We start from the raw sequence: 26,143 nt of genomic DNA, 5'->3' as shown, positions 1-26,143 counted from the left end.
TTAATCCTTTCTTTCCTGTTTTCTCTTATTTATGTTTCAGGTAATATGCAATACCGCGTTTCACGTTTTCTTTAACTGCTTTGCTGGAGAAAGTGGCTCCCGTAACACCATCTACTTGGACCGTAGCTGCCTTGCTGGCTTTCATGCCGTTCCATTTGTTGAGCAAACCCTGTTTTACTTTATTGAAGAATTTGGGAGTTTCCTGGTTGGCAAGCGGTTTGATATCAACAATCTTTCCTTTCTTGATGTGGATGGAGAGAGGGGTGTTGCCACGAAATCCCCTTACATCTTTACCCAAAGTAGTGGTGTTGATAATGTAACTGCCATCTGCTTCTTTCGTCATAATCTCTGAATGAGAACTTTTGGTTGTTGCAGTCATGCTACCAATCAATCCTGTGCTCAGTAAGGCTGCTAAAATGAATATTCTTTTTTTCATAATTGTGTTGATATTTCTATAATAGAATGCAAAATTACACAATTATTCTGTAATATACAAGACCCTATAGAAAAATCATCATTTTTAGGTATAGCCCTTCCAATGACGAGAATGAACCTTCCATTGCAATGGTGGCAGAATCTGTCTTCCCAAATCTCATCCAAATATCAAAAAAGCTAGAAAAACCTTGTTGTTTCTGTGCGTGATAAGAGAAAATTGATCAACTAATGAGCACTAACTATTCGCCAGAGTTAGTTAACGCCAAGGGCAGAATATAACTGCCCAAGTTTTCGCTTAATTTAAATAGAACCCACTTTTTCAAGTGGTCTCATATATAATAAATAGTAGAGAAGAAGAAAAGTATTAGCTACACCGCAGAAAAGTGTGAAATTCCGTTCGTGTAATAGCAATTATGTTACAATGAACGGAATTTTTTATTCGATGAAATGATTTTTAAAGCCGCTGTTCAGACCTTTATGTACTTTTGCAGCAGAAAATCAAAACAATAACGCTAACAAATTAAACATTTTAAGTATGAACAACTTATTAAATGGAAAGAGCGCAGCTATGATGCTTGCACTTTCATTGGTAAATGTTACAGCAGCTTTTGCACAGGATGATAATTCAAGTGCTAAGGAAGAGGGTAACCGTAATGTGATGCTTAATGCAGCCAGTGCGAATGGTCCTCGTGAGATTCAGATAGGTTTGCCTTCTGCCGATGTCAACGTATTGGAGAATGGTCTGCCTGTTACTTACGCTACCAATCCTCATTCTGTCAATACCATCTGGCGTGGCGATGCAAGTTTGAGCCATCAGGGTTTGCTCAAGATTGCCGAGACTGCCATCACTACCGGTAATATCGGTTATGCCGTGAACTCTTTCACCCAGAAGGGTCAGAAGGGATTCAATGGTACACTGAACTATAAGAGCAATCACTTCGGATTGCAGGAATTCTCTCTGAATATGAATGGTGATTTGGGCAAGGACTGGTACTACAGCTTTAATATGTATCAGGATTTCGACCCGGGAACTTTCAAGATCAAGTCTACTCCTTACCAGGACCGCACTCAGATTTACAAGGCACTCCTCACCAAGAAGTATAACGGCAACCGTGGCGAGTTTACAGCCATGTATAAGTATGCCAACAGCCACAACGTGTATAACTACGCTACCCAAAGTGCTCCATTCATCTATGTAGGCGATGGAAGCGTAAAGGAGTATGGCGACTTCAAGCTCGGTACCACCTCTTATCTTCCTATCGATAACGAGATGACTTATCGCAATATGCGTACCGGCGAACTGGAGCAGACATCTCTCTACGATGCCTGTCTGAACAAGGCAAGCGAGGTAACTCTGATGAACAGCTACCGTTTTGATAATGGCTTGAACTGGAAGTCAACCTTGAAGTACGATCACTCTCGTGGTGCGATGGTTTACCAGAGTCCAATGTCTATCATCGATTTGAAGAGCGCTGCTAATCAGGGCGTATATAATTATATGTATCGCGACATCGACGGACAGACCAAGGCTTACAACGGTCAGTACATCCAGACCCGTATGTCATGTCTCAATGCCGGTAAGATTGATGAGGCTCTCTTCACCACCGAGCTTAGCAAGAAATTCAGTACTTCCACCTTCCGTCTTGGCGTGAACGAGTGGTTCTACCATATTGATTATTGCTCAAATACAACCATGTATGATCAGAGTGTTCCTGCTGATGGAAGCTATGCTCTTCGTGTTTGGGATGCCAACCAGCGCGACAGCTACTTCTACGATTTCAACAAGAACGCCTCTGAGTATTACAAGGGAAGCGAAAACAAGCTGGCTCTCTACTTCACTCACGATTGGGATGTTACCAGTAAGTTGAACCTCTACTATGGTGCCCGTCTGGAGTGGCAGAAGCTGAAGGGTGAAAACGCTGCAGTGAAGAATGCTAATGGTGAATTCGTAGGTCGCTTTGCCGATTACTATCTCGGTACTACGGCACCAGATAAGACTAAGATTGTTCCGGCAGACTTGAGTTACAACTGGATCAACTACGATTTCTCAGTAGCAGCAACTTATAAGTTGACCGATAACTTCGGCTTCACTGGCGATTTCACTTACATCGTGCAGCATCCTAAGTTCGAGGCTTTCGCTCCAGCTACATTGCCAAACGTAGATAAGATTTCTGTGCCACTCGGTCGTGCAGGTATCTACTACAACAACTCATGGTTGAGCTTGACATCGTTGTTCTCTTATATCTCAAAGACCAACAACAATACAACTCTCAACCTGCAGCATGGCAGTGAAATCAAGGCAGCTCCAATGTCTTACGATATCCAGACATGGGGATGGACAACCGATGCTGTGGCTCATCCATTCAAGGGATTCGATTTCCACTTTCTCTTCACTTATCAGAAGCCAACTTACAAGAAGTATGAAACCAGCGTCACCTTCAGTGATGGTGAAATCGGCAAAATCAACGCCACAGGCAATATCGTAGCAGAGATTCCTCAGATTCTCATCGAGTTGGACCCAAGCTACATGATTACCAAGGACATCAAGCTCTGGACCAGCTTCCGTTACTTCAGCAAGACCTACGCCAACATCAACGAGGCATATTACTTCAATGGTCACTGGGAGACCTTCGGAGGTTTGAACTGGCAGGCAACCAAGCGTCTGGCTCTCGGCTGCACCGTAGTCAACTTCCTCAACCAGACTGGTGCCAAGGGTAGTATCGCAGGTGCCGAGCTGATTACCAAGGATGAGGCTAAGGGCATCAAGAATCAGATTATGACGGGTAGCTATCTCCGTCCATTCACTGTAGAATTTACAGCTTCGCTGAAGTTCTAAGCGATTTAAGTCTTCTATAAACATTATCGACAGTCCCTATATATAAAAAGGTATAGGGCTGTCGTTAATAACAAAAACAAAGCTACGTTCTATATATATAAGCAATTACAATTAACAATAATAAAACAATGAGAACAAACAATATGATGAAGGCTGCCTGCCTCATGTTGATGGCATCAGCTACAACTTCTGCTTTTGCACAGAAGATGAACATCGAACACAAGGGTGATACTACTATCATCAAGGTGGAGAATCCTACCAAGTATCTTCTTCTCCCTATCCAGGAAGAGAAGGATGAGGCTCAGGTTTTGCTCGATACAGGCTCTAAGGATGATACCTGGATGGACGTTCGCCTGGCTCAGAATGGTTCTGATTACTTCGTGCCATTTGCCTTGGGCAAGGGTAAGACCGCTACCGTCAAGATTCTCGGTTTGAAGAAAGATGCGTTGGCACTCAGCTTGCTCAAGCTCAGCAATACATTCGATACAACCAATACCGATTACTATCGCCCATCTTATCACTTCACTCCGCTCTACGGTTGGATGAACGACCCTAACGGTATGGTGTATAAGGATGGTGAGTATCATCTCTACTTCCAGTATAACCCATACGGAAGCAAGTGGGGCAACATGCACTGGGGCCATGCTGTAAGCAAGGACCTGGTTCATTGGGAACATCTCGATCCAGCCATCGCCCGCGACCCAGTAGGTCATATCTTCTCTGGTAGTTCTGTAGTAGATAAGAAGAATACTGCTGGTTTTGGCAAGGATGCCATCATCGCTATCTATACCAACCACAGCGTGAACCCCGATGAGGTGCAGTGCATCGCCTACAGCAACGACAATGGCCGCACCTTCACCAAGTACGAGGGCAACCCAGTGTTGACTCCATTCGATGGTTTGAAGGACTTCCGCGACCCTAAGGTATTCTGGTATGAGAAGGGAAAGTGCTGGTACATGATTGTTTCTGCCGATAAGGAAACCCGTTTCTATAAGTCAAAGAACTTGAAGAAGTGGACTTACGTAAGTGCTTTCGGCAAGGGTTTGGGTCAGCAGCCATGCCAGTATGAGTGCCCAGATTTCTTCCAGTTGCCTGTAAATGGTGATAAGAAGAAGATGAAGTGGGTGATGACGATGAATATCAACCCAGGTTGCTGGTTTGGTGGCAGCGCTACCGAGTATTTCGTAGGCGATTTCGACGGCAAGAACTTCACCTGTCCTGATGCCCACGATGTGAAGTGGCTCGATTGGGGTAAGGATCATTACGCCACCGTTACCTTCTCTAACACAGGCGACCGAGTATTGGGAATCACCTGGATGAGCAACTGGCAGTATGCCAACCTCACTCCGTTCAAGCAGAATCGTGGTGCCAACGGCTTGCCAAGAGAGTTGAAGCTTTACGAGAAGAATGGCAAGTACTATATTTCTGAGGATGTAGCTCCTGAGGTTTATGCCTTGAGAAAAGATACCAAGAATCTGGCTGATGCTTCTGTAGCAGATACCAAGGATTTGAAGGGCGTTGCAGCCAATATGGAGGGTGCCTTCGAGATTGAGGCTGATGTAACTCCAGATGCCAACGGCATTGCAGGTATTGAGATTTCAAACAACAAGCGTGAGCGCACCATGATTTACTTCGATATGAAGCAGGGTAAGGTGGTAATGGATAGAACAGAGAGCGGTTTGACCGATTTCGGCAAGCAGGCTGTTCCTCACGATATTGAGTTGGCTTGGGACAAGCAGCGTGCAGCAGAAGGCAAGGAGCCAGCCCGCATCACCAACTCCATCAACTACAAGAACGATTTCGCTCTGGCGACTTGGGCACCATTGAGCCTTTGCGAGGATGGCAAGAAGACCTATCATGTTGATATCTTCGTAGATAAGTCATCAGTAGAGCTCTTCGTTGATGGCGGTCGCATCGCCATGACCAACCTCGTCTTCCCTGTAGCTCCATACGAGAATGTGAAGCTTTACACCCAGGGTGGCAAGGCAGAGTTCAAGAACCTGAAGGTTCACAAACTTGGTTTGTAATCACGTAGATATTGTATGGTCGAATTGTAGGTTTAAATGTAAATAGTAATGAGTCGCAACCTGATAATATTTTAGGTTGCGACTCTTTTTTGGGACTCAGGGGAGATTGTCCGTGGATAAAACAACCTCTGTTTCTTATTTACCGGTTTGCAGTTTCATTCCCTCAAAAAACTTTTGCTGCAATTGTTTGGCCAGTTGATTATCAGGGTTGAGTTTGAGAGCTTTCTCGTAATCCTGCATCACTTCCAGATAATAGCGTTGACCGTTTTGCCCAGGGTTCTGTACGATGCGTACCATATAAAGAAAACCGCGAAGGGTACAGATGTCAGACGGGTCAGCATGCTTTATATTCTCCATCTTGGCAATAGTTTCTTCTGTCTCTTTTAGAAGATTTTCTGTTTGTGGAGCATGCGGATTCATCACGGAATAATTGAGACTTTGCAAAGCTATCTGAAACTTGGGCTGGATGCTATCAGGAAACATATCATCAATACGCTTCATCTCTGCAATACAATTAAGTATGCTCTCTGATGTCGGTTGCTGAAGTTTAGCAAGCGACTGTCCGATAAGCCCCTGCATTGTGGATTGCTGGGCATAGATAACTACAGATGTTGTCATGAAGAAGACAGACATCAATACGAATCGTTTAAAAGTTTGAAATGTCATATGCTTTATTATTTTTAAGTGAAACAAATATGCCTATATATAAAAATCTGTCTCTAGAAGGAACTATCGAACGTCCGTTAGTATTATATCCGAAAATGTTTGTACGGCCGAGGATGTTGTTCAGAGAAGAATAGATAATGACCTTGGGACTTAGCAGATAAGTAAGGTTTATATCTACGCTATTATAATGTGGTGTCTTGCCAATCAGAAAATGACGTCCGCTTGCATACGATTCAGTCAGCCCAATGATTGCTTTGCCGAATGAATATTTTGCTGTCAATCTCAGATTATGCCTTGAGGCGTAGTCAGGTATTCGCTCTTCTGTGTATTCGTGATAGAATCGCTTGGAATCGTTGTAGGAATATGAAAATGCTGTGGTCAGATGTTTGAAAAGCGAATGCTCTTCTACAAAAATGTCTATACCTTTACTCTTTCCATATCCTTTCGGTTGGTAAATACCCTTTTCCCATAAAGGCAATCGCTGATATTTTTTCCAGTAGGGTTCTATTCGTATGAGTGTACCAGGCGACTTATATTGTATGGATAGGATAGCATGATCTGCCGTACTTTGTCCAAGAGATTTCTTGTTTGTTGCAAGATAGTCATCTTCTGGAGTCTGGCTATACCGACCGGTAGCAAATGAAAGCTGAAAATTCTTGTTAGGAATATAACATAGTGTAGCCCTTGGCATAAACAGCCAGTTGGCATGAGCCATATATTCTGTCCTTGTCGAAATATTCAGGAACACATGGGGCATCATCCTCCATTGGGCATCAATATGAGCAGCAAGAATATTATAATCCAACTTGTAGCAATCGTTTTCGTACTCCATGAGGCTGTTTCGCTGATAGTCCTCCATTCCTGCCGATATTTTTAGTGCATCCGAGCAAATTTTGCGTATTCCTGTTTTCAGATGTATCTCATTCCTGAAGTTGTAATATCGGTCACCAGCAATCTTCGCATCTTCTATATCGTTGAATACCGATGAGCTTGCCATACCACAAAAGAGCGTGTAGCCAGCACCCCACTGTGCCTTATAGGTTGTGTTGGCATAGATATTATTCTCTTTGAGCGAAAGGTTTTGGTTGTCTATATGCTGTCCTACAGATGTAAAATCATAGCCAACGTATGTTTTCAATATTCCGGCATTTCGGAACTCATTCTTGTATTGTGATTCGCCAGATAGTTTTAGATAAGGCTTGTTGAAATCAAGCCTTTCTGAAAATAACTGATTGTAGATTCCCAAACTTGTTAGTGCGGCATTAAAGGATAAGCTGCTGTGGGAATATGCCTTGGTGCCACCGATGTTCCAGTCAACCAATGATGCGCTGACTCCATATTTGTCACTTGTTGCAGCATCTGATGTTTCCATAGGGAGAACGGAGGAAAGTGCTTGTCCATATTCTCCGCTATATCCACCAAGAGAAAAGTTGATACCTTTAAATATAAAAGGAGAGAATCGTCCACGTACAGCAGTATTTTCTGTGTTTGTACTATATGGAACAAGGACGTGCATTCCGTTAATGAAAGTCTGGCATTCTTCGCTTTCTCCACCACGGACATAGAGCTTTCCATTTTCTCCCACTTTTTGAGTGCCGGGTAAAGTTTGCAGGGCTGCAACAATGTCCCCGCATGAATTACCTGCCATCACAATATCTAAGGCATCCATAGTCTTGAAGTTGTCACTTTTCCCGAAACTGTAAGTGCTGGCAGATATTACAACTTCTTGGATTGCCGTAGCTTTTTCTTTCATTTGGATAGAAAGATTATGTAACTTGCAGGCATCTGTAGTCTGCATATATTCTTCAAAACCAATCATGGTAATCTTGATAGACGCTTCTCCGGTTTTTGATGTGGAAAAGGAAAACCTGCCCAGAGAATCTGTCAGGCATCCATCAATTGTGCCCATGATGAAAACATTGGCACCAGCAAGCGGTTCCTGACCGCTTTTTACCATGCCTGATATGATGGTCTGTGCAGCCAGGTTGCAGACTGAAGTCAGCAGCAATGCGATATGTATTATTCGATGTTTCATGCCGCAAAGATACTGCATGAAACTGGAGTTACCAAATTCTTAGGATATACAACTAAAACTTATGATAGAAAGCTAGTTAAGATGCCGAATAACTAAGTTGAAGGACAAATAACTATGTAAGATAAGTCTTTAATTTGGGCACAAATCTTCGGGAAACGGGTATGATGTTTGTGCAATTTCCGAGAGTCAGTTGATAACCATTTGAGTTGCCTCGTGCCGAAGTGATATTATTCACATTGACAGCAAAAGAACGGTGACATTGGAAAATGTTCTCAAACTCTTTCAACTCTTCAAGAGCATGGGTTAGTGTTGTATGGATATCAACAGCAACAACATTACCTTCTTTTAGAAAACAGACGGATACATTGTTTTTCTGTGCTTCGATATAAAGTAGATCGTTGATGGCAATCGACAGATCGTTTCCTCTTACGTTAGTATCATGGATGGTAATAGATACTTCTTCCTGTTCCTTTGTTGTATTGCGCAACAACTCTTCCATTCTCTCTCGTAATGTTCTGTTGTATTGCATTCCGATAGATAATGTCGTAAGAAATATGCCTATGATAATAGTCCAATTTAGAAACAAGAGAAACAGACTGAATGTAATCGTATAATGAAACAAGTATGAGAATAGGAGGAAATTACCGAAGGCAATGATGAAAATCAGTCCGAGTATAGCTACTCCTTCATGCCAGATACGCCAGGGCTTGATAGTTTGATGCAAATACTTCAATATCGTTGCAGCGTATGTTATGTGGCATCCAAAAGTTACCAGTCCGAATAATGTAGCAACAAAGCATTTGTTACCTTGATATAAGCAGAGTCCAAATGGCTGCAGAAAATATAAAATTACCCAAATGATGAAGCCAAATATGCTACTATCTTTTAGCAAGTGTTTACTCTGTTTAAAAGGATATGTTCGAGTTAGAAACGACATGTTGAATCTGATTTATTTAATTAACGCAGCACTATCATTTATCTTCTTTATCAGGGTGTACCTAAGCTACTCTGTTGGTGCACCGGGATGCTTGCCATATCCAGACATTTTGTTTATTATCGTGCTGTAAAAATAAAACAAAGTTCTGAATGACACTGCAAAAGTACAAATAAAATTTGAGAAACGAACTTTTGGAGACGTTTATTTTGGTAATGAAGCATTTTCTTATGATGTCTCAGGACTTTTTTTCTTGATGACATCTGTAACTTTCTGCGCCTTCCCAGGTCCGAAGGTGTAATAGATAGCCTCTTCCTCATCACATACCTCGCCTTGCGAATTGGCAAGGGTGAGATGGATGATAACAATAACGCAACTTATATGATGCAAGGAAGCAATTATAACGATGCAAGGAAGTAATTATAACGATGCAAGAAAGCCTCAGGGCAGCGCAATTTAATGCGTCTGCCCTGCCTAATATTTTACACCAAAAGATACAAGTTATCACATTATTATTATATATATATATGCATCATCTTTCATGATAGCAAGAAACATCAATCCTACTCTGTTCGACCTCTCGGGAAGAAAAGTCCTTGTGCCACAAAAAGGACACATTTATATTATGGGCAACAAGAAAGTCGTATGGTAGGAACGTGTGTTTCGGATAAAATATAATAAAAGCCGCAGTTTGTAAACGCAAACTGTGGCTTTTTCGTTTTTTTTATTTTAAATAGGAAATAATTAGTGGGTAATCTGCTTGGTTTCAGATAAAAGTTGTATATTTGCAGAAGAATAGCAAAAAGTATGGATTATGGTGGAAGAAATGAATGATAGAAGATTGCCTGTAGGCATCCAGTCTTTTCAAAAAATAAGGGAAGAAGGATATTTGTATGTTGACAAGACAGATATCATCTGGAATCTTGTAAATAGGGGGAAGAAGTATAATTACCTGAGCCGTCCTCGTCGCTTTGGTAAGTCTGTGCTCGTGGATACTCTTCAAGCTTATTTTGAGGGAAAGAAGGAACTCTTCGAAGGCTTGAAAATCATGGATATGGAGAAGAACTGGACAGCTCGTCCTGTTATTCGCCTTGATATGAGCCGAGGTGGTGCTACCGTTGTCGAACTTTGTGCCTATCTTAATCGCATCTTTGCCAAATATGAGAAAGAATATGGCATCCAAACCATTGAGGGCGACTCGCTAGGTAATCGATTTGATGCCATCATTACGACCGCTTACGAACAGACTGGTCAGCAAGTTGCCATCCTCATAGACGAATATGACGCTCCTCTTCTGCATTCTTGGAAGACACCGGATCATGAAGGTTGTACAGCAGTCTATCGCAGTGTCTTTGCCATCTTGAAGGCGGATGATGAATACGAGAAGTTTGTCTTTATCACTGGCATTACCAAGTTTACCCAGATTTCTCTCTTCTCTGTGCTCAATAACCTCAGCAACATCAGTTTTGATGCTCCATACGCAGCCATTTGTGGTATTACCAAGCAGGAAATCACCGAAAATTTTATGCCAGAGATAGAGGCGATGGGAGAGAATAATGGATGGACAGTAGATGAAACCGTCGAACAGCTGAAAGCCAATTATGATGGATATCATTTCAGCCGTAACAACATGGTGGATGTTTATAATCCATTCAGTCTCATCAATGCATTGGCTGATAGGGAGATAAGAAACTATTGGGCATCATCGGGTGCCACCTCCTTGTTGCCAAAGTTTGTGGATGATTTTGAGATTCGTTTGCAAGATTTCGACCATTGCGCTTTGTTGGGTAGGGTAGCAGAAACATCTGATGTAACAGGCGGCGGAGCAGAGTTGTTTCTTTATCAGTCGGGCTATCTTACCATCAAGAGTTATGCGAATGGTGTCTATTTCTTAGGATTTCCAAACTTTGAGGTTAGGCAAGCACTTAACGAGATGGTCTTGCCTGCACTTTCCATGCGTAGAGTGGGCAATTTGCAATCAACGCAAGCTTTCCTTAGTGCCAATTTAAGCACAGGCAATCTGCCTGAAGCGATGAAATGCCTCAAGGCTCTCATTGCCGATGTGCCATATAGCAACAAGAAACTTGCCTCTATGGATATGGAAGAGCGTTATCGTCTTGTCATCAGTACGATATTCAATGCCATCGGTTGCCGTGTTGAGGTGGAGCATATGCTGTCTACTGGCAGAATCGACATGGTGGTAGAAATCTATAGCTATATCTATGTGTTAGAGTTGAAACTTACCAAGAATGGCGGTCTTACTGCTGCTGAGAAGCAAATCCTGTCGAATCAATATGTCGAGCCATTCAAGGCTGATAAGCGAAATGTCGTGGCTCTTGCAGTTGAGCTGGATGATATGGGCAAGGGGTTGGTTGATTGGAAGGAAGTAAAAGGTTGATAGATAAGACTTGATAAAAAGATATATGAACGTTTTTTATCCAATGAAACGTAATTTACAGATAATTTTTTTAAAGATAGATCATGATGGAACAGCAAGTAAAACGGGTACCTTATGGTGTAGCTGATTTTGCCCAAGTGATAGAGCAGAATCAGTATTATGTGGATAAGACGATGTTTATTCCGGAGCTGGAGAAGCAGCCTCGCAATCTCTTCTTCATCCGTCCTCGTCGTTTTGGTAAGAGCATATTCTTGAGTATGCTCTATTCTTACTATGACTGTACGCAGAGCCATAAGTTCCAGAGTCTTTTTGGAAATCTGTGGATAGGACAGCATCCTACTCCTTTGCAGGGAAAGTATCAGGTGCTGTTCCTCGATTTCTCCCAGATTACGGGTAATATCGATAAGCTTGAGACTAAGTTTAATTCTTATCTCAGCATCAACCTTGATGCTTTTGTCCGTCAATACTCAGAATATTATCAGGCAGAGATGGAAGAAATCTTGGCGCAGGAAGATTTCGAGGAAAAGATGGAACTGATATTCAAGGCAGCCAAGGCGCACCAGTATCATCTGTATCTCATTATCGATGAGTATGACAACTTCACGAATGTCATTCTCAATGAACGTGGTGAGAAAGTGTATCATGCAATTACCCATGCCGATGGCTTTTATCGGGATGTCTTCAAGAAGTTCAAGGGTAATTTTGAGCGTATCTTCATGATGGGTGTGAGCCCTGTAACCCTGGATGATGTAACGAGTGGATTCAATATAGGCTGGAACATTTCTATCAAGCCAGAGTTTGATGAGATGCTGGGCTTCTCTACCACCGATGTGGTGGAGATGTTTACCTATTATAAGGAGCATGGAAGTATTCCTGCCGATAGTGATATTGATGCCATTGTCAATGATATGAAGCCATGGTATGATAACTATTGCTTTGCTAAACAGGCATTGAAGAAGAAAACTCGTATGTTTAATTGTGATATGGTTCTTTATTACCTTCGCAATTATATGGATGCCGGATGTCCGCCTGAAGAGATGATTGACCCGAATACCCGTACCGATTACGGCAAGATGAAGAAACTCTTGCAGTTTGACAAGCTGGATGGAGAGCGTAAGGGCATTATCCGCAAGATAGCAGAAGAGGAGCAGATTGTTACCCAGCTTTATGAGTCGTTTTCTGCGTATCAGATTCCAAAGGCAGAGATATTCCCAAGTCTTCTGTTCTATTATGGCATGTTGACCATCAAGGGAACTCGTGGCTCCAAGCTCATTCTGGGCATTCCAAACAATAATGTCCGCAAGCAGTATTATGGTTATCTGGAAGAAGAGTATCAGGCAAAGGCTTATGTGGATGTCAACCAGCTCACCGATTACTATTATGACATGGCATACGATGGTAAGTGGGAAGAAGGATTGCGCTTCATGGCAGATGCCTATGCCAAGGTTTCATCGGTGCGTGATGGCATAGAGGCAGAGCGAAACCTGCAGGGATTCTTCATGGCTTATCTGAATCTGAATGATTATTATATCACGGCTCCAGAGTTGGAGTTGAATCATGGCTATTGTGAGTTCTTCCTTTTGCCAGACCTTACCCATTATGCCAGTCAGCATAGCTACATTCTGGAATTGAAGGTTCTTTCTAAGAAAGATTTCTCTGCGATAGTTGAAGGTGAGTTTATGGAAGATGGCAAGCCTATGACCAAGGCAGAGAAACAGTGGCGTGAGGCTGTAGAACAGATTCATCGATATGCTGAGGCTCCAAGGGTTGAGGCTTTGCGCCAAGGCACAAAACTCCATCTCATCATCATGCAGTTTGAGGGGTGGGAACTTAAACGGATGGAAGAAGTATGAAAATTAATGAAAAGACTCTATATTTTAATAGTATTACTTAGTAGTATGCTTCTTCTTCTGGATTCATGCACCCAGAAGAAAATGGTGATTGGTGTGTCGCAATGTTGCAGCGGAGTTTGGCGCGAGAAGGTGAATAATGAGATGCGACTGGCGCAATATCAATATAAGAATGTGGATTTGCTGTTTACTACTGCAGAGAATGACGGGCAACGCCAGGCTCGTCAGATAGACAGTATGATAGCCAGGAAGGTAGATTTAATCGTGGTGGCCCCTGTTAACGTGAATGATGTTACTCCCGCCATCGAGCGAGCTTATCGTGCGCATATCCCGGTTATTCTCTTCGACAGAAAGGTAAAGACAACCCATTATACAGCTTCCATCGGTGGCGATAATGTAGAAGCGGGTAGGGAAGTAGCCCGCTTTCTTGCCAGTAAACTGGATGGAAAAGGTACCGTTGTTGAGATTACGGGTTTGAAGGATGCTTCCCCTGTCATTGAGCGTCATCTTGGTTTCCACGAGGTGATGAAGAATTATCCGGGAATCAAGGTGGTTACCCTGGAAAGCAACTGGAAGATGGAGCGTGCCCAGAAGTTGATGAAGCAATATCTGGATAAGGGCGGACATGCGGATGGCGTGTTCGGACATAGCGACCTGGGAGCCATAGGAGCCTTTCTGGAAGCAGAGAGACGAGGCATTGATAAGCAGATGCTGATAGTAGGCATTGATGGATTGCCTGGAGAATGGGAAGGAGTGGATAGAGTGAAGAGAGGACAGTTTGCAGCTTCTTATGTCTATCCTACCCAGGGCGAAAAAATTATGGAATTGGCGATGAATATCCTTCAGGGTAAACCCTATAAGAAGGATAATGTGATGAAATCATTTCTTGCTACCCAGGAAAACTGCGATGCCATCGCTCTGCAATATCAGGATTTGGAAGCCAAGATGAAGAATCTGGATCAGATTTCTGACAGTCTTGATTCTTATTCAGAGGTTTCCCGTATTCAGAAATGGATGATTATTGTTGCCATCGTCATCGTATTGGTTCTGCTCTTTGTCATCTACTATATATATAAGGTATATAGAAAGAAGCTGCAGAAACAGAAAGCCGTGGCTCGTGGCTTCATCGAGAACAAGGAGGGTTGGGTTGCTGAACTGAATCATCTGGATGAGAGTGATCGTTACTTCATGGACCGTTTCAAGAAGAAGATTCTTGAGAATATGGGCAATGCTGATATGAAGATGGATGATTTGGGAGCCCAGATGCTGTTGAGCAAGGTGCAGCTCTATCGCAAGGTGAAGGCTATGACAGGAAAAACGCCTGCCGAGCTCTTGAAAGAGATGCGCCTGCAGAGAGCCTATACGCTCCTGATGCAGACTGATAAGACTGTAGCAGAAGTCTCGGCAGAAGTAGGCTTTGCGTTACCGGGCTATTTCTCTTCCTGTTTCAAGAAACAATATGGCGTTCTTCCAACAGATTTACGACATAAACCGGTGTAAGATGTATGATATGGTTCTAACTGCTTCTGATAGAAAACTTTAAAATCTTAGCAAAAGATAAGAAAATCGTTTCATGTAACATAATTATTGTTGCAGGAACGATTTTTTCTATTTATATAACTGTCTTTTCCCTAATTTTGCGGCAGAAATCAAGCAATGACAATTTTTGAAACTTAAAACGTTATAATAGTATGAACAATCTTTCAAGATTACTGATGAGCTCTGCGCTCTGTACTGTTTGCACCATAGCTAGTGCACAACAGGTAAATGTAAATGGCATTGTGAAAGATGCTGCCGGTGAGACAGTCATTGGTGCATCTGTCATGGTGAAGGGTACTAAGACTGGTACTGTTACCGACTTTGATGGTAACTTCCATGTAGAATGTGCTCCTGGTTCCACACTTGTTATATCTTATATTGGATATAAGACGCAAGAAGTAAAGGCTTCAGACAATATGGTGGTAACACTTCAGGAAGATGCCAACGACTTGCAGGAAGTGGTTGTAACAGGTTATACCACTCAGCGAAAGGCCGATTTGACCGGTTCCGTGGCTGTGGTTTCTACCAAGAGCCTGAAGACTACTTCAGAAACAGACCCGATGCGTGCTTTGCAGGGTCGTGTTCCTGGTATGACTGTTACTACTGATGGTTCTCCTATAGGTTCAGGAACCGTGCGTATTCGTGGTATCGGTTCTTTCAACTCTTCTCAGGACCCTCTTTATATCATAGATGGTGTGCCTACCAATATGGCATTGAATACCCTCAATACAAATGATATTGAGAGTATGCAGGTTTTGAAGGATGCCGCTTCGGCTTCTATCTATGGTTCCCGTGCTTCGAATGGTGTCATCATCATCACCACCAAGAAAGGTAAGAAGGGTAGCAAGGTGGCTGTTGACTTCTCTGCCAACCTCACTGCACAGTTCTATTCCAACCAGTCGAAGATGAAGTTGATGAATTCCAGCCAATATGCTACTGCGATGGCTCAGGCAGCCCTGAACGATGGACTCGATCCTGTGGCTTATGCTGCCAACTACGGCATCGACTTGAATGCGGCCTCTGGAACTCCAATCACCGTTTGGAATCCTGCTACCAACCAGTATCAGAACTATACTATCAATGGTCGATATGACGGCTACATCAATGCCAAGAAGACCATGCGATTCTCAAATACCGACTGGCTTGATGAAATCTCTCGCACAGGTTTCTCGCAGAACTACGACCTCTCTGTATCTCATGCCAATGACAAGCATAGCGCTATGTTCTCCTTGGGATACAAGAACAATGAGGGTGTCTTGAAATATACCGACTTCGAGAATATCTCAGCTCGTTTGAATACCTCTTGGAATTTGAACAAGATCGTAACCGTAGGTGAGAATGTGACATTGACTTATACCTCTCAGGTAGATTGCCATCCGATGGAGAATGCCTTGAAGATGCCTTCCATCGTTCCGGTTTACGAAGAAGATGGCAAGACCTTCGCAGGTCCTGTTGGTAGTATGGCCGACCGTCAGAATCCTTGTCGTGAGCAGTATCAGAACCGCAACAACCACCTCGACTACTGGCGCATCTTCGGTAATGCTTTCGTAGAATTGAAGCCTGTCAAGGGATTGACCCTGCGTTCTAACTTCGGTTTGGATTTCAAGACATCGTTTATCAATGCGATGACGAATACTTATCATTCCGATATTATCAACAATGACATCGCCAAGACAACGCTCTCGAATAACAATGAGACTAACTGGACATGGTCTAACACAGCCCAGTACGTAACCAAGATAGGCAAGCACAACATCGATGTTCTCGGTGGTATGGAGGTTTCCAAGCAGTCGGTTATCGATTTCTCTGCCTATTCAGAAGGCTATGCGCTGGAAGATAAAGATTATATGTGGCCAAATGCTGCAACAGGAACGATGCGTAACTCGGGTGCGAAGGTAGGTTATCGCCTGGCTTCTTTCTTTGGAAAGGTGAACTACAACTGGGATGATCTCCTCCTGGCTTCCTTCACTATCCGTCATGATGGTTCATCACGTTTCGGTAAGGCTCATCGCTGGGGTACTTTTCCTGCTGCATCGCTCGGCTTCAGATTCTCCAATCTTCTGAAGAAGGATTGGTTGGATGATGCCAAGTTGCGACTCTCTTGGGGTCAGACAGGTAACCAGGCTATCGACAACAATGCACAGTTTGGTCTTTATGTAGTGGATTACGGACTAGACCGTGTAACCTCTACTGCATACGATCTCTTCCTGCAAGGCTCAGGTACCTTCCCTTCTGGTTATCGTGCCACACAGTTGGCTAATCCTAACTTGAAATGGGAGGCTGCTACCCAGTATAACGTAGGTTTGGATTACACCCTGTTTGGCAACACCCTCTATGGTACAGTGGATGCCTATATTAAGAATGTGAAGGATATGTTGATTAATCCTGCTTATCTGGGTGCAACTGGTGAAGGTGGAAATTCATGGCAGAATGGTCCTTCGCTCCGCAACTGGGGTATGGAGTTCACCGTGGGTTATCGCAAGACCTTGGCTAATGGACTTGGCATCGACGTGAACGGCAATCTGGATTTCTTCCGCAACAAGGTTACTTATTTGCCAGCAACAACAACAGGTGCTTACGCTCACACATCTAAGGAAAACCTGGTGCAGAGTGGCAAGTCATATGGTTCTATCGTAGGTTATGTAGCCGATGGAATTTTCCAGAATCAGGAAGAAGTAGATAAGTCTGGACAGCCAAACGCACGTGTCGGTGGGTTGAAATACAAGGACTTAGATGGTAAAAATGGAATTACTTCAGATGACCAGACTTGGATTTTCGACCCTGTGCCAGCCTTCTCTTATGGTTTGAATATTGCTCTCAACTACAAGGGCTTTGATTTCAGTATGTTCTGGCAGGGTGTCTATGACCAGGATGTGTATAACAACCAAAAGTTCCAGACCGACTTCTGGGCTATTACTGATGGTGGTTCTAACAAGGGAACCCGTTTGCTCGATGCTTGGAATACCAACAACACTGGTTCTTCCATCCCACGCTTGAGCACCATGAATACAGCCGATGAGGGTCGTGCTTCTACTTACTTCGTTGAGAATGGTTCTTACTTGAAGTTGCGCACCTTGCAGGTGGGTTACACTATCCCAAGCAGTATCCTCTCTAAGTTGAAGATGACCAGTGCCCGTGTCTATCTCTCAGGTCAGAATCTTTTGACCATCAAGAGCAACAGCCTGACCTGTTCAGACCCAGAGAATCCAAACTGGAACTATCCACTTTCAACATCCGTATCATTCGGACTTCAGGTAGGTTTCTAAAATGTTTCATATTTTTTAAAGAGAATTCTAAGATGAAAAAGTTATATACAATGGTGCTTGCAGCAGCACTGATAGGAACATTCACCAGTTGTGATGATTTCCTGGATTACACCCCAACAGCTGTGGTTGATGAAGACAAGGCATTCAGCGAGCCAGACAAGATGGTAAACAGTGCCTATGCGATGTTGGGCAACTGTTGGTACTCTTACCCATTCAACCTTTGGCCATATGGTGACCTTTCTTCAGACGATTGCTTGAAGGGTGGCGGTGGTACCGGTGACACCGGTTATCACGATGTGGAGATTTGGAGTACCTTAACCTCTACTAAGGGCGAACTCGACGAGTTATGGTATCGTCTCTATTGTGCCGTTTCCCGTTGCAACCGTGCCTTGGTTTCTTTGCAACAGAATGGTGAGAGCACACTGGGTGCTGAGGTAACCAAGCAGCGTGAGGCTGAGGTTCGCTTCCTCCGTGCTCATTTCTATTTCAAGTTACTTAGCATGTATCGTCAGATTCCTTGGATAGACGAGAAGGTTTATGAGGATAAAACAACAGAGAGCACATCAAACACTCAGTTTACTTACGAGGAATTGTGGCAAAAGGTGATTGCCGACTTCCAGACTGCATACGATGTACTTCCTGCTAAGCAGAAGGATGGCGGTCGTGTCAACAAGATTGCTGCCGCAGGTTATCTGGCCAAATGTTATCTTACCATTGCCTGGGGTGATGGTTATGAGGCAACCAATGGCGTTGACCATATTAATGAGGAGTATATGCAGAAGGTAGTAGATTACACCGATGTTGTGAAGAATTCAGACTATGGTTACATGGCAGACTTCGGCGACATCTTCCTGCCTGACAATAAGAACAGCAAGGAGTCAGTTTTTGCTGTCCAGGCTTCCGACTATAGCGAGGACCATACCACCTTCGGACGTGGCAACTGGTCTAACGTGCTGAATGGCTGTTGGGGTATGTGGTCTTGCGGATGGGATTTCCACAAGCCTTCACAGGACCTAGTGAATGCCTTCAAGACCAAGAACGGACTTCCTGAGTTTGATGACTACAACAAGACTTGTGATTATCCTGTAAACGGTAAGCCTAATAGTCAAAAATGGGATCCACGTTTGTTCCATACAGTAGGAATGCCTACCTTCCCATATAAATATGAGTCAGAATACACGATGACTACAGCCAACTCTCGTACACCAAACGTTTACGGTTACTATACCTCTCTGAAGGAAGTACCACAGCGTTCTAAGGGTGAGACATTCAATGGCTCTTGGCAGGCGTTTGCGATGAACGACTATGTGCTCCGTTATAGCGACATCATGTTGATGCGCGCTGAGGCTTTGATAGAGTTGGACCGTCTGGCTGAGGCTCGTACCATCATCAACGATATCCGTCAGAGAGCCAAGAATTCTGTGGATAAGCATATCGATTATGCCAAGGCTCAGTGTGATATTGCCCTTTATCCGGAGTCTTATTTCCAGGATAAGGAGACCGCAAGAAAGTGCCTGCGCTGGGAACGTCGCCTGGAGATGGCTATGGAGAACGGCCGTTTCTTCGACCTGCGCCGCTGGGGCATTGCTTCTGAGACATTGAACAAGTATTTTGCATCAGAGCAGAACGATAAGTATGGAGAGCAGACATACGCGCAATACCTGAAGGATGCCAAGTTTACTCCAGGCAAGAACGAGTTCTATCCGGTTCCATATAACCAGCTGTATTATATTCCTGGTCTGTATAAGCAGAATAAGGGATATGAGTAATTACCTATCGGTATTTTTAGATAATAATTTCAGACACGTAGACAATGAAAAAGATATTTATTTCAGCGCTTGTCGCTCTTTGCGGTTTCACCGCCAGTTATGCCCAGCAGGCTTCCTTCTTGAGCAATAACCACTGTCTCTATCGCATCAGCCAGGAGAGTCAGAACCAGAAGTGTCTCTTGCTCCCTGTACAGGAGGATGCTGAGATGGCAAATATCAAGGTGATTGCCAACAACAAGCAGGTAAAAGCCCTCAATGTGAAGTTGGCTAAAGACCACGTAGATTATTTCGTACCTCTCTATATGGATGAGTTTGCTGGCTTGAAAGGCCTGGCTCTCGATATCCATGTCAATGGCGATTATAGTAAGGAAGGACTGAATGCCCTCACTTGCTGGAAGGAGATGAAGTTCTCTGATGCTTTCGATATGAAGAATCGCGAGCAGTATCGTCCGGATTTCCATCACACTCCTGCTTACGGATGGATGAACGATCCTAATGGTATGTTCTATAAGGATGGCGTATGGAATCTCTATTTCCAGTATAATCCTTACGGATCACAGTGGGAGAATATGACCTGGGGACATTCTACTTCCACCGACTTGGTTCACTGGAAGTTCCAGGGCACTCCTATCCAGCCTGATGCTGTAGGTACTATCTTCAGTGGTTCTGCCGTGGTTGACAAGAACAATACCTCGGGTTTCGGAAAGGATGCTGTGGTTGCACTTTATACTACTGCTGCTGAAAACCAGACCCAGAGCATGGCTTATAGTACAGATAACGGCAAGACCTTTACAAAATACGAGGGAAATCCTATTATCACCAGTACTGTGCCAGACTTCCGTGACCCACACATGTTCTGGAACGAGGACATCAAGAAGTGGAATATGATTCTGGCAGCCGGTCAGCACATGGAAATCTATTCTTCAGATAACTTGAAGGACTGGAAATACGAAAGCTCTTTCGGTGAGAAGTATGGAAACCATGGCGGTGTTTGGGAATGCCCAGACCTGATGAAAATGAAGGTTCGTGGCACTGATAAGGAGAAGTGGATGCTCATCTGCAACATCAATCCTGGTGGTCCATCCGGTGGTTCAGCAACCCAGTATTTCGTAGGTGATTTCGACGGACACAAGTTTACTTGCGACAGCAAGCCAGAGGTAACCAAGTGGATGGATTACGGAAAGGATCATTATGCTACAGTTACTTTTGATAACGCACCAGAAGGTCGCCACGTGGCTATCGCCTGGATGAGCAACTGGCAGTATGCCAACCAGGTTCCAACCCAGCAGTATCGCTCAGGCAATTCAATACCTCGCGACTTAGGTCTTTTCAAGTATAAGGGTGAAACTTATTGCAGCGTGGTTCCATCTCCAGAGATGACAGCGGCAAGAAGCAAGAAGGCAGGCAAGAAACTTACAGCATCTTGCGAGATGGTAGTGAACCTGAAGGGAAATGCTACTATCACTTTGAGCAACGACAAGGGCGAGAAGGTAGTGATGAACTACGATGCCAAGGCAGAAACCTTCTCAATGGATAGAACCAAGAGTGGTAAGGTGGATTTCAGCAAGGACTTCGCTGCAGTCACCAAAGCTCCAACCTACGGCAAGATCAGCCAGCTGCGCATCTTCATCGACAAGAGCAGCATCGAGGCTCTGGATGCTGACGGCAAGATGTCCATGACCAATCTCGTGTTCCCAAGCAAGCCTTACAACAAGGTTACTGTAAAGGGGAAGGGTAAGTATCAGATTTACGACATCAAGTAACTTCATCTGTTAAGAACTGAATCTATAACACTATTGTTTCTTAGCGTGTTAATGATGTAACAATGCAACATAAATGGTAGTCGATGAACGATATTTTATGATATATTGTATCGTTTATCGCTACCTTTGCACCAGCAAAATAGAAACAATAACGCTAACAATTATGAATAAATCATCAAAGTTATCAATCATCCCGGTGATGCTCTGTTTCTTCGCCATGGGATTTGTAGATTTGGTAGGTATTGCCTCCAACTACGTAAAGGAAGATCTCAACCTCAATGATGCAACAGCCAATCTGTTCCCATCGCTGGTATTCTTCTGGTTTCTCATCTTCTCGGTTCCTACGGGAATCCTGATGAATAAGATAGGTAGAAAGAAGACAGTACTCCTGTCTTTGCTCGTTACCGTTATCTCACTCCTTTTGCCCATCTTTGGCGAAAACTTTGAACTGATGCTCGTGTCGTTCTCATTGCTGGGCATCGGAAATGCATTGATGCAGACTTCCCTGAATCCACTGGTTTCAGTGGTGACATCAGGTCAGAACCTGGCATCCACATTGACCTTCGGTCAGTTTGTCAAGGCGATAGCTTCCTTTCTGGCACCATACATTGCCATGTGGGGTGCCATGGCAAGCATTCCAACCTTCGGTTTGGGCTGGAGAATCCTCTTCCCAATCTATATGGTTATCGGAATCGCTGCCACCTTCTTCCTGGCAGGTACACCTATTGAAGAAGAGAAGAACGAGGGTAAGGCGTCTGGTTTCGGCGAGTGCTTCAAGTTGCTCGGCAAACCTATCGTGCTGCTTTCCTTCATCGGTATCATGTGCCATGTAGGCATCGATGTGGGTACCAATACTACAGCTCCTAAAATTCTGATGGAGCGTCTGGGATGGACGCTGAACGAGGCTGCCTTCGCTACATCGCTCTACTTCATCTTCCGTACCATCGGATGTTTCACCGGTACCGTTTTCCTCCGCATGATGAAGACCCGCACTTTCTTCGTCATCAGCGTAGTGATGATGGCTCTGAGTATGATAGGCATGTGGGTAGGCGAGAGCAAGATGATGCTTTATATCGCCATCGCCCTCGTGGGATACGGCAACTCTAACGTGTTCTCCATGATTTTCTCTCAGGCACTTCTAGCTATGCCTGATAAGAAGAATGAGGTGAGTGGACTGATGATCATGGGACTCTTCGGTGGTACCGTCTTCCCTTTGATTATGGGCTTTGCCAGCGATGCCTTCGGTCAGGTAGGTGCTGTGGCAGTCATGGCTATAGGAGTTGTTTATCTCTTCACTTATATCCGCAAGTTATAATATAAATCATCCGCAATCGTTTATATCGTATATAATAAGGTGTAATTATGGAAACAAAGAATTTGAATACAAAATATTGTGTAGGTTTGGGCGAAATCCTCTTTGATGTTCTCCCTAGTGGTTCTCAACTCGGCGGTGCTCCTGCCAACTTCGCTTACCATGCAGGTCAGCATGGTTTGCATTCTGTAGCCGTGAGTGCTGTGGGTAAGGATGCCTTGGGCGAAACAGCCCTTCGCATTCTCGATGAGAAGAAGTTGAAGTATGTAATGCCTGAGGTAGATTATCCTACCGGTACTGTTCAGGTGCAGCTTGATAAGGAGGGCGTTCCTACTTACGATATCAAGCAGGGTGTAGCTTGGGATAATATCCCGTTCACCAGTGATATCAGGGAGATTGCTGTCAATGCTGGAGCTGTATGCTGGGGTTCTCTGGCTCAGCGCAGTGAGGTTAGCCGCAAGACCATCTATACGTTCCTCGATCATACTCCTGAGGATTGTCTGAAGATTTTCGACATCAATCTTCGTCAGAACTTCTATACTCCAGAGGTGATTACCGAGAGCTTGAAGCGCTGCAATGTGTTGAAGATCAATGACGAGGAGTTGATTACCATCGGCCGTCTCTTCGGTTATCCAGGTTTGGATATCGAGAACAAGTGCTGGCTGATTCTCGGCAAATATAATCTCGATATGCTCGTGCTGACCTGCGGTGTAAATGGCAGCTATGTCTTTGCTCCGGGTGTGAAGTCATTCCAGGAGACTCCAAAGGTTGAGGTGGCTGATACAGTAGGTGCAGGCGACAGCTTTACCGGTACATTCTGTGCCAGCATTCTGAAGGGCAAGAGTATTCAGGAGGCTCACGAACTTGCCGTAAAGGTAAGTGCCTACGTTTGTACCCAGAATGGAGCGATGCCTCAGATTCCTGAGGAATACACCCGTTAACCTCGCTTCCCCTATTGGTTATATAGCAATATAAAATGATAGGTTTAAAGAATAGTTGATTTAAAGTTAATGTTAGTTGGTATGCTGCATCCTGTTCGCGAAGAATGGGTGCAGCTTTTTCATTTTCAGTAATACAATCTCTCAATTACAATAAAAGAACCCCCTAAAATGGTAAAATGATGCCCCAAAATGGCAGAAATGAATAAAAAGATAACGTTTTCATTAAAAATATTATAAAAGAGTTGCAGATTAATATATTATTTTGTACTTTTGCATCTAAAACATTAGTAGAACATTAAAAATATAGATGTTATGAAAGACTTAGATTGGTCTAATTTGTCATTTGGCTATCGCCAGACTGACTACAATGTTCGCTGTTACTATCGCGACGGCAAATGGGGCGAAATAGAAGTTTGCTCTGATGAGTATTTGAAATTGCACATGGCTGCAACCTGTCTGCACTATGGCCAGGAGGCATTCGAGGGCTTGAAGGCTTATCGTTGCCCAGACGGTAAGGTGCGCGTGTTCCGTATGGACGAGAACGCTAAGCGCTTGCAGAGCACATGTCGCGGCATTCTGATGCCAGAGGTGCCTACAGAGATGTTCGAGGAAATGGTGAAAAAGGTGGTTCGCCTCAACCAGGAGTGGATTCCTACCTACGAGAGCGGTGCTACGCTCTATATCCGTCCGCTGCTCATCGGTACAAGTGCTCAGGTGGGTGTTCACCCTGCTACTGAGTATTGCTTCCTCATCTTCGTAACTCCAGTGGGGCCATACTTCAAGGGGGGATTCTCTACCAACCCATACGTCATCATCCGCGATTTCGACCGCTCTGCTCCTCTCGGAACAGGTATCTATAAGGTGGGTGGAAACTATGCTGCTTCTCTCAGAGCCAACAATATCGCTCACGAGAAGGGTTATGCATGCGAGTTCTATCTCGACGCCAAGGAGAAGAAATACATGGATGAGTGTGGTGCTGCCAACTTCTTCGGAATCAAGAATAATACATACGTTACTCCTAAGAGCACATCTATCCTCCCTTCTATCACCAACAAGAGTCTGATGCAGTTGGCTGAGGATCTCGGTATGAAGGTGGAGCGCCGTCAGATTCCTGAGGATGAGCTGGATACTTTCGAGGAGGCTGGTGCTTGCGGTACTGCTGCCGTAATCAGTCCTATCAGCTACATTGATGACTTGGATACAGGCAAGCGCTACAACTTCGGTGAGAAGCCAGGTCCTATCTCTAAGCACCTGTATGATACGCTTCGCGGAATCCAGTATGGTACTATTGAGGACAAGCATGGTTGGACAACCGTAGTTATTGAGTAATCAATGACTTCTTTATTGCGTAAAAACCAATATTAGAAATATAATTATGATCAAGGCACTTTGAGGAGTTCACGCTCCTAGGAGTGCTTTTTTTATGTCTTTTTTCTTGGAAGTTTCATAAAAATATCGTAACTTTGCCCGCAGAAAATATAACTTCTTAAATAAAGAGGATATGAGTCCTAAATTTAAAGAAATAAATGGCTTTGTGTTCAAGATCTATTCCAATGAGGAAAAGAGAATGCATATTCATGTCGTTAAGGCCGAAAATGAAGCTAAGTATTGGCTTGAACCCAATATTGAACTAGCAGAAAATTTCGGATTCAATACAAAAGAATTAAGTTTTATAGAAAAAATACTTAAAGATTATGGAGACGATTTTAAAATCAAATTCGCAAGACACACAGGTAAGCGTCTTGATGATAAATGATAAAGGCATTATGCTTTCTGTGAAAGGAAACGATTATTTCATATCTTATAATCGGATTCCTTGGATGAAGAATGCATGTATTTCTGATGCTCTTGATGTGCAGATGAGTGGAAGGAATGCCATAGAGTGGCCTAAACTGGATGTAGATTTAGAAATAGAGAGTTTAAAGCATCCTGAGCGTTATCCTCTTATTATGAAGAGAAATGAAATGGAAGTTTTATAGAGTCTCAAATAAAAATACAGAAGCCTCTCAGCATCGTTTTGCTGAGAGGCTTTCTGCCTTTTTATGCCTGGGGGTTAACAGAGTTAACAGTTAACAGCTGTTTTTCCGATACTCCCCCTCGCGCGTACCTTATTATAATATAATATATATATACTTATTTTTATATATGTATGGGGGGAACCATGCATTTTTGGGGTGTTAACTGTTAACCTGTTAACCCCTCGCTCTTTTTTCCCGTCTCTGTGCTTTGCGGGGCATAAGTCATAGAGTTGAGGGGGAAGAAGCTATGAGTTAGGATTCTTAACACATTTCAGCATCATAAAAGCCTCATGAAAAGCTACGTAAAAACCTCATGACAGCCCTCATTTAAGCCTCTGCCCCGCCATCATTTAT

At 43.7% G+C, this 26,143-nt stretch carries 18 protein-coding genes; 13 read left to right on the top strand and 5 right to left on the bottom strand.

What is annotated here, in order from left to right; translation table 11 throughout:
* Nucleotides 1-25: 25 nt before the first annotated feature.
* A complete protein-coding gene (locus tag ACWJAO_RS04460) occupies nt 26-436 on the bottom strand; it encodes an FMN-binding protein (RefSeq protein ID WP_449139400.1) in 411 nt (136 codons plus the stop codon).
* Between the two features lie 534 nt (nt 437-970).
* On the opposite strand from ACWJAO_RS04460, the gene ACWJAO_RS04455 reads away from it, so the two are divergent.
* Both ACWJAO_RS04455 and ACWJAO_RS04450 read left to right on the top strand, forming a co-directional pair.
* Nucleotides 971-3,271, top strand: coding sequence for a TonB-dependent receptor (locus tag ACWJAO_RS04455; RefSeq protein WP_449139399.1), 2,301 nt, complete (start codon nt 971-973; stop codon nt 3,269-3,271).
* A gap of 128 nt (nt 3,272-3,399) precedes the next feature.
* Nucleotides 3,400-5,298, top strand: a complete 1,899-nt coding sequence (locus tag ACWJAO_RS04450; RefSeq protein ID WP_449139398.1) for a GH32 C-terminal domain-containing protein — start codon at nt 3,400-3,402, stop codon at nt 5,296-5,298.
* Between the two features lie 135 nt (nt 5,299-5,433).
* Here the strand turns inward: ACWJAO_RS04450 and ACWJAO_RS04445 are convergent, their stop codons facing one another.
* The 4 genes from ACWJAO_RS04445 to ACWJAO_RS04430 all read right to left on the bottom strand — a co-directional run bounded on the left by ACWJAO_RS04445 (nt 5,434) and on the right by ACWJAO_RS04430 (nt 9,323).
* The gene (locus tag ACWJAO_RS04445) at nt 5,434-5,964 is read right to left on the bottom strand and encodes a hypothetical protein (RefSeq protein WP_118064803.1); all 531 of its coding nucleotides are present in this window, start codon (nt 5,962-5,964) and stop codon (nt 5,434-5,436) included.
* Complete coding sequence (locus tag ACWJAO_RS04440) at nt 5,945-7,999, bottom strand: TonB-dependent receptor (RefSeq protein WP_217313919.1); 2,055 nt, start codon at nt 7,997-7,999, stop codon at nt 5,945-5,947. Before ACWJAO_RS04440 ends, ACWJAO_RS04445 begins: the two co-directional genes overlap by 20 nt.
* A 112-nt stretch (nt 8,000-8,111) precedes the next feature.
* Nucleotides 8,112-8,498 carry a LytTR family DNA-binding domain-containing protein gene (locus tag ACWJAO_RS04435; protein ID WP_233401181.1) on the bottom strand — a complete coding sequence of 129 codons (387 nt, stop codon included), beginning with the start codon at nt 8,496-8,498 and terminating at the stop codon, nt 8,112-8,114.
* A gap of 663 nt (nt 8,499-9,161) precedes the next feature.
* Nucleotides 9,162-9,323: a hypothetical protein gene (locus tag ACWJAO_RS04430; protein ID WP_233904483.1), complete on the bottom strand. Its 162-nt coding sequence runs from the start codon at nt 9,321-9,323 to the stop codon at nt 9,162-9,164.
* A 436-nt stretch (nt 9,324-9,759) separates the two neighbouring features.
* Here ACWJAO_RS04430 and ACWJAO_RS04425 point away from each other — a divergent pair, with 436 nt between their 5' ends.
* The 11 genes from ACWJAO_RS04425 to ACWJAO_RS04375 all read left to right on the top strand — a co-directional run bounded on the left by ACWJAO_RS04425 (nt 9,760) and on the right by ACWJAO_RS04375 (nt 25,750).
* On the top strand, nt 9,760-11,331 hold the full coding sequence (locus tag ACWJAO_RS04425; protein WP_449139397.1) for an AAA family ATPase: 1,572 nt from the start codon (nt 9,760-9,762) through the stop codon (nt 11,329-11,331).
* Between the two features lie 86 nt (nt 11,332-11,417).
* Nucleotides 11,418-13,184 (top strand): AAA family ATPase, encoded by a 1,767-nt coding sequence (locus ACWJAO_RS04420; protein ID WP_449139414.1) that lies wholly within the window; start codon nt 11,418-11,420, stop codon nt 13,182-13,184.
* 45 nt (nt 13,185-13,229) lie between these two features.
* Nucleotides 13,230-14,681: an AraC family transcriptional regulator gene (locus ACWJAO_RS04415; RefSeq protein ID WP_449139396.1), complete on the top strand. Its 1,452-nt coding sequence runs from the start codon at nt 13,230-13,232 to the stop codon at nt 14,679-14,681.
* A 191-nt stretch (nt 14,682-14,872) separates the two neighbouring features.
* A complete protein-coding gene (locus tag ACWJAO_RS04410) occupies nt 14,873-17,986 on the top strand; it encodes a SusC/RagA family TonB-linked outer membrane protein (protein WP_449139395.1) in 3,114 nt (1,037 codons plus the stop codon).
* 32 nt (nt 17,987-18,018) lie between these two features.
* Entirely contained in the window at nt 18,019-19,755 is a 1,737-nt protein-coding gene (locus ACWJAO_RS04405; protein WP_334672827.1) for a RagB/SusD family nutrient uptake outer membrane protein, read from the top strand.
* A gap of 44 nt (nt 19,756-19,799) precedes the next feature.
* Entirely contained in the window at nt 19,800-21,518 is a 1,719-nt protein-coding gene (locus tag ACWJAO_RS04400; RefSeq protein WP_449139394.1) for a DUF4980 domain-containing protein, read from the top strand.
* A gap of 163 nt (nt 21,519-21,681) precedes the next feature.
* Nucleotides 21,682-22,833 carry an MFS transporter gene (locus ACWJAO_RS04395; protein ID WP_264909624.1) on the top strand — a complete coding sequence of 384 codons (1,152 nt, stop codon included), beginning with the start codon at nt 21,682-21,684 and terminating at the stop codon, nt 22,831-22,833.
* A 47-nt stretch (nt 22,834-22,880) separates the two neighbouring features.
* Complete coding sequence (locus ACWJAO_RS04390) at nt 22,881-23,771, top strand: carbohydrate kinase family protein (protein WP_117586455.1); 891 nt, start codon at nt 22,881-22,883, stop codon at nt 23,769-23,771.
* A gap of 312 nt (nt 23,772-24,083) precedes the next feature.
* A complete protein-coding gene (locus ACWJAO_RS04385; protein ID WP_144153391.1) occupies nt 24,084-25,100 on the top strand; it encodes a branched-chain amino acid aminotransferase in 1,017 nt (338 codons plus the stop codon).
* Nucleotides 25,101-25,272: 172 nt separating this feature from the next.
* Complete coding sequence (locus ACWJAO_RS04380) at nt 25,273-25,527, top strand: DUF4160 domain-containing protein (RefSeq protein ID WP_117586454.1); 255 nt, start codon at nt 25,273-25,275, stop codon at nt 25,525-25,527.
* The gene (locus ACWJAO_RS04375; protein ID WP_228121585.1) at nt 25,466-25,750 is read left to right on the top strand and encodes a DUF2442 domain-containing protein; all 285 of its coding nucleotides are present in this window, start codon (nt 25,466-25,468) and stop codon (nt 25,748-25,750) included. The genes ACWJAO_RS04380 and ACWJAO_RS04375 overlap by 62 nt, the downstream gene beginning before the upstream one ends.
* Nucleotides 25,751-26,143: the final 393 nt, after the last annotated feature.

This window comes from Segatella sp., from assembly GCF_977051555.1.
This window is presented reverse-complemented; position numbering and strand designations above follow the sequence as displayed.

Excerpts from the sequence above, each read along its gene's own strand:
- ACWJAO_RS04460 (WP_449139400.1), bottom strand. The coding sequence starts at position 436 with ATGAAAAAAAGAATATTCATTTTAGCAGCCTTACTGAGCACAGGATTG.
- ACWJAO_RS04455 (WP_449139399.1), top strand. The coding sequence starts at position 971 with ATGAACAACTTATTAAATGGAAAGAGCGCAGCTATGATGCTTGCACTT.
- ACWJAO_RS04450 (WP_449139398.1), top strand. The coding sequence starts at position 3,400 with ATGAGAACAAACAATATGATGAAGGCTGCCTGCCTCATGTTGATGGCA.
- ACWJAO_RS04445 (WP_118064803.1), bottom strand. The coding sequence starts at position 5,964 with ATGACATTTCAAACTTTTAAACGATTCGTATTGATGTCTGTCTTCTTC.
- ACWJAO_RS04440 (WP_217313919.1), bottom strand. The coding sequence starts at position 7,999 with ATGAAACATCGAATAATACATATCGCATTGCTGCTGACTTCAGTCTGC.
- ACWJAO_RS04435 (WP_233401181.1), bottom strand. The coding sequence starts at position 8,498 with ATGGAAGAGTTGTTGCGCAATACAACAAAGGAACAGGAAGAAGTATCT.
- ACWJAO_RS04425 (WP_449139397.1), top strand. The coding sequence starts at position 9,760 with ATGAATGATAGAAGATTGCCTGTAGGCATCCAGTCTTTTCAAAAAATA.
- ACWJAO_RS04420 (WP_449139414.1), top strand. The coding sequence starts at position 11,418 with ATGGAACAGCAAGTAAAACGGGTACCTTATGGTGTAGCTGATTTTGCC.
- ACWJAO_RS04415 (WP_449139396.1), top strand. The coding sequence starts at position 13,230 with ATGCTTCTTCTTCTGGATTCATGCACCCAGAAGAAAATGGTGATTGGT.
- ACWJAO_RS04410 (WP_449139395.1), top strand. The coding sequence starts at position 14,873 with ATGAACAATCTTTCAAGATTACTGATGAGCTCTGCGCTCTGTACTGTT.
- ACWJAO_RS04405 (WP_334672827.1), top strand. The coding sequence starts at position 18,019 with ATGAAAAAGTTATATACAATGGTGCTTGCAGCAGCACTGATAGGAACA.
- ACWJAO_RS04400 (WP_449139394.1), top strand. The coding sequence starts at position 19,800 with ATGAAAAAGATATTTATTTCAGCGCTTGTCGCTCTTTGCGGTTTCACC.
- ACWJAO_RS04395 (WP_264909624.1), top strand. The coding sequence starts at position 21,682 with ATGAATAAATCATCAAAGTTATCAATCATCCCGGTGATGCTCTGTTTC.
- ACWJAO_RS04390 (WP_117586455.1), top strand. The coding sequence starts at position 22,881 with ATGGAAACAAAGAATTTGAATACAAAATATTGTGTAGGTTTGGGCGAA.
- ACWJAO_RS04385 (WP_144153391.1), top strand. The coding sequence starts at position 24,084 with ATGAAAGACTTAGATTGGTCTAATTTGTCATTTGGCTATCGCCAGACT.
- ACWJAO_RS04380 (WP_117586454.1), top strand. The coding sequence starts at position 25,273 with ATGAGTCCTAAATTTAAAGAAATAAATGGCTTTGTGTTCAAGATCTAT.
- ACWJAO_RS04375 (WP_228121585.1), top strand. The coding sequence starts at position 25,466 with ATGGAGACGATTTTAAAATCAAATTCGCAAGACACACAGGTAAGCGTC.